The sequence below is a fragment of the Mycobacterium sp. genome (assembly GCF_002863225.1).
GTDB lineage: Bacteria > Actinomycetota > Actinomycetes > Mycobacteriales > Mycobacteriaceae > Mycobacterium.
This window is the reverse complement of sequence record NZ_PKEK01000001.1, coordinates 1-4,058: the sequence shown is the minus strand read 5'-3', so window position 1 is coordinate 4,058 and position 4,058 is coordinate 1. Positions and strand designations below refer to the sequence as shown.

3 protein-coding genes and 1 pseudogene are annotated in these 4,058 nt (G+C 64.1%); all 4 read right to left on the bottom strand.

What is annotated here, in order from left to right; translation table 11 throughout:
* Positions 1 to 726: PE-PPE domain-containing protein (locus tag CYU59_RS00020; RefSeq protein ID WP_292974673.1), on the bottom strand; the 726-nt coding region annotated here is incomplete at its 3' end.
* A 4-nt stretch (positions 727 to 730) separates the two neighbouring features.
* A complete protein-coding gene (locus tag CYU59_RS00015; RefSeq protein ID WP_292974672.1) occupies positions 731 to 2,848 on the bottom strand; it encodes a hypothetical protein in 2,118 nt (705 codons plus the stop codon).
* The gene (locus tag CYU59_RS00010) at positions 2,845 to 3,294 is read right to left on the bottom strand and encodes a hypothetical protein (RefSeq protein ID WP_292974671.1); all 450 of its coding nucleotides are present in this window, start codon (positions 3,292 to 3,294) and stop codon (positions 2,845 to 2,847) included. Before CYU59_RS00010 ends, CYU59_RS00015 begins: the two co-directional genes overlap by 4 nt.
* Before the next feature lie 187 nt (positions 3,295 to 3,481).
* Positions 3,482 to 4,058, bottom strand: a pseudogene (locus CYU59_RS00005) (hypothetical protein); the annotation flags it as partial.

Here is a 4,058-nt window from a genome sequence, read left to right as displayed (position 1 = left end):
AGCCGGGTAGGTCGGTGACCAGACCCAGGTGATGTTCCCTTCGGTCAGGGACACGTTGTTCGGGTCGTCGAGCGTGACGTACAGGTAGATGTTGTGGATCAGCACCAGGCCGCTGATCGCGTTAAGCGCGGCGGTTTTGTGCACGTTGTCGGCCAGGACGGTGGCCACGGCGTTCATCGCGCCCGAGAGCGCGTTCTGGTCGCTGCCGACGGTCTGCAATCCGACCAGCGCGTTCTGGATGGGTTGCGCGGTCGGGAAATCAGACACGCCGTCGTATTGCCGGGTGAAGTCGATGACTTTGTACGGGGTGTTGGCCGGCTTGCCCTGCGTGTAGCCCACCGCGTCGAAAATCGAGTGCCCGTAGACGAATCCGCCGTACTTGCGGTTCGCGTTCGCGATCAGCCAGAAGCGCAGTCGCGCCGGGTCGACCGGGGTCGACTGCCCATATTTGGCGAGCCACCAGTCCGCAATCTGGCAGCCCTCGGAGTAGCCGAACACAAGAATGTCGGTGGCGCCGTTGTTGATCGCGTTGAGAATCGCGGCGTGCAGCATCTCCACGCCGTCGGCGACGTTCTGCCGGCCGGACTGGTTGACGTAGGGAATCGTGATAACGGTGTCGCCGGGCTTGCGGATCGTGCCCTTGAGTAGCTGCGGGACCATCGCGGCGCCGGTGACGAACGGCGTCACGTCGGTGCCCATCGGATTCAAAATGATGATTGTGGTCATGGCCTCACACCTTGTTCATCGACCAATAGGTCTGGAAGTTGCTCGGCTCGCCGAAGACTTGAAGGCCGGATAGGTAGCTGGTCGACTGTGTGGCGTCCACGTAGACCACCGGGACTATCTGGTCGCCGGCTTCGCAAAAGACCGGGGTGTTTCCGCCCATCGCGGTTGGCGCCCACTGAGTACCGAATACGTTGACCGCGACGCTTGGTCCGTTGGCGAGGACCAGGTGCCCGTTCTGTAGGAATCCGGTGTAGATCGACACCACGCCGCTGCCGGAGATGGCGTTTTGCTGGCAGCGAAGCTGAAACATGTACCAGTTCTCGTCGACGACGGTCATGGCGTCGCGGCCGTTCCAGGTGCTTTCGACAAACTCCGGCGTCATGTTGTCGGTGAATCCGAAAAACCCGTTCGGGAAGTAGCCCCACGCCAAGGCCGAGGCCGGCGGCGAGAGGTTGGTCGCCACGCTGATATTCCGCGCCGTCGGAGATGAGCACGCCTTGCGGAAACCGACCGAACGCACCTGGCTGCCGGCCACTGTGCCGGGCGCGCCGCCGCCGGTCATGGCGGCGTTGTAGTCCTTCACCTTCTGCATGTCCGCGTCGTTGGCGACGACGGGCTCGCCGGCGAAAATCTTGCCGACCTGGCCGATCTTGCTGCTGTTGCCACTGACGGCAGATCCGAGGTCGACCAGCGGAACCGGCGGGGGTGCAACGCCGAGCTGCTCGCCGAGAATCAGAAAGTTGTCGTTCCAGGCGCCCCACTTGGTGCGCTTGCCGCCGACCAGCGTCGCCGCGGTGTCGGTCGGGGAGCCGAACGGGTAGTAGAACGACCAGTCGTTGAGGATCTGATCGTTTCTCTGCTTGCGCGCCGCCCAAGCTGCGTCCTGATCCGCCCGCGCTTTGATGGCCGCCGGCCCGAGGTTGCTGGCCCACCAGTCCCGGAACTGCTGCACCGACGAGTTGACCGGATCGGTCACTGCTTGCCCGGCGACGATTTGTCCGACCTGCGTAAACCAGGTGAACGTCTTAGTCAGGTCGTCGGTGAGGTTCTTGACCCAGTCCTGCGGGATCAGGCTTTTCGCCGACAGAGACATATCGTCGAGCCACAGCGAGCCCGCCGTCGCGTTCTCGGTGAGGATCATCCGCAGCGACACGCGCGTGACACCCGCCGGGACCGTCCAGTCGGCCGTGAGCTGCCCCGTCTTCATCGCCCCGGCCGGCGGCGCCGTCCAGACCCCGGAACCCGTCAGCGCGCCGCTCGACGCCAGTACAACGGGCGGAAGTTCATTCCCTGCAGCGTCATACGGCTGCGCCGTCAACTGCGCCAGGGAGCCCGCGCCGGCCAGCCCTACCGCCGCCAGGTTCGCAACGAAAGTCCAGACCTGGCCGGGCGCCACGCTTACTTTGTTGGATCGCAGCTCTTTTTCTGAGCCGTCGGCGGTAGCGCGGGCCGAGCCGGCCAGCGCGCCGGGCGACCGCGAAACGGTCGAGTCCCACACGAAATCGCCGGACGGATCCGAGATGGACAGCGCGCCGTTGAAATTGGGGTTATCCAGCCGGTTCGTGTTCGCCGGCGCGAGGACACTCAGGTTGCCGTCACGCAACCCTTGCAGCATGTTGATGAAGTCCTCGACACCGTGCCCCATGCCGAGCAGCTGGTCGATCGACTGCGCCCACTTGTCGGCCGCGGCATCGGCTTTGGCCTCCGCCTGATCAATCTCCGCGCGAAGCGACACGAAGAACGACTGCACCGCCAGCAGCGTGTCATCATCGCCTTCGTAGGTGCCCTTAATCGCATCGAACAAGCGCACGAATTCGCCTACCACGGGCAGGCTTTCGATGAAGTCGGTCAGCAGACCCGGCAGATCCTCGGGACCGTTGATGTCGTTGGGGTCAGCGTTGGCGACAATCGATTGAAACCCCGCGAACAGGGTCGTCAAAAAGCCGAACGGTGTGAGCGGCGACATGGGGTCCGAGCCGGTGGAGCCACCAAAGATGCCGGCAATTCTGTTGGCGGCACGACCTTTCATCGCCGTTGGCGACATGTCCTGCGTCTTCGACTGCAACGTGTCGATCGTCAACGCGCCCTGCGGAAGGTTCGGCACTCCGCCCGGAGTAGTCACCTCTTGACGGCCCTCGCGTGTTTCGCGATCCGCTTCGGACACGTAGGGGCCTCGGCCGTCCGCGCAACGACCGGCTCCGCCTCAGTGTGCTGCGGCTGCTCCGGCAGCTTGATCGACTCCTGCCGCGCACCGTCGGTGATCCACGCCGGCGCGTGCACCGCATCGGGGTCGACATACTCGGTCTGGCGGATACCCAACGCCACGAGCTGCGCGGCCAAGTCGCCGACGACAGGCTGCAGCATGTGCAGTGGCATCTCCGTCGCGGTCAGCAGCGCCGACGCCAGCGCGCCGCCAACAGCTTTCGTTTGCGCGTCGATGTCGTCGGCCGCCGGGATCTTCTTTGGAATGACCTGCGCGTCGCCCAACGCTTGCGCCTTATCCGCCATCGCCTGCGCCACCTCGGGACTCAACACCGGCTGCGCCGGAGGCAGCTCATCTGTGCTCACCGTGAAGAACCCGCTGCCTCGAGGTCGTCCCATGGCGCACGAGATAACCACCTCTTCCCGCAGGGGCATTCGACGACAACGCCGCGCTTACGCGAAAACGTGCGGCGGCCCGACAGTTCCATCCATGCAGCGCCGTGGCGCAGCACCTCCTCATGCCACAAGCGGTCCAGCAATGTGCACACCAGGATCACCACAGTCCGATCTCCTGCAGTCCGCTCATTGCCTTCGCGGTGAGTTCCGCCATGCGCGCCAGGAAATCCTTCTCGTTGCGGGTGTTCGCGAATTCGGCCTCGGTCGTCACGCCCTTCCCTTCGTCCCAGTTGATGGTCAGCGTTCGGCAGCGACGCACGAAAACCTTCGGCATCAAATACCTTGATGTGCCGCCGATGCGGTCACCGAGCCACCAGTGACCGAAACCGTTGTCGCCGATCAGCCACGGGCTCGCGTTGGCCACCTGCAACGTGAACGCGATGTCGGGGTCGGTTTCACGCCTGCGGGTCCGGAGGTCCATGATCGACGCTGCGGTGAACGCCTGAGTGACGTTCGTCGACGTGGTTTCGAGGTAGTGACCCCAGCCCTGCTTCGATACACGCAGCAGCAGGGGGACGCTGATGTGCGCGAGGATCGAGTCCTTGTAGATTGGGTTCAGGAACGCATCCAACGAGCTGCCGATCGACCCGACGCTGAGGTCGAAGCCCGCGCCGAAGCTGAGGTTGGCCGTTAGGTTGTCTCCAAGAACGTTACCGGCGTATTGGATTGCCGCA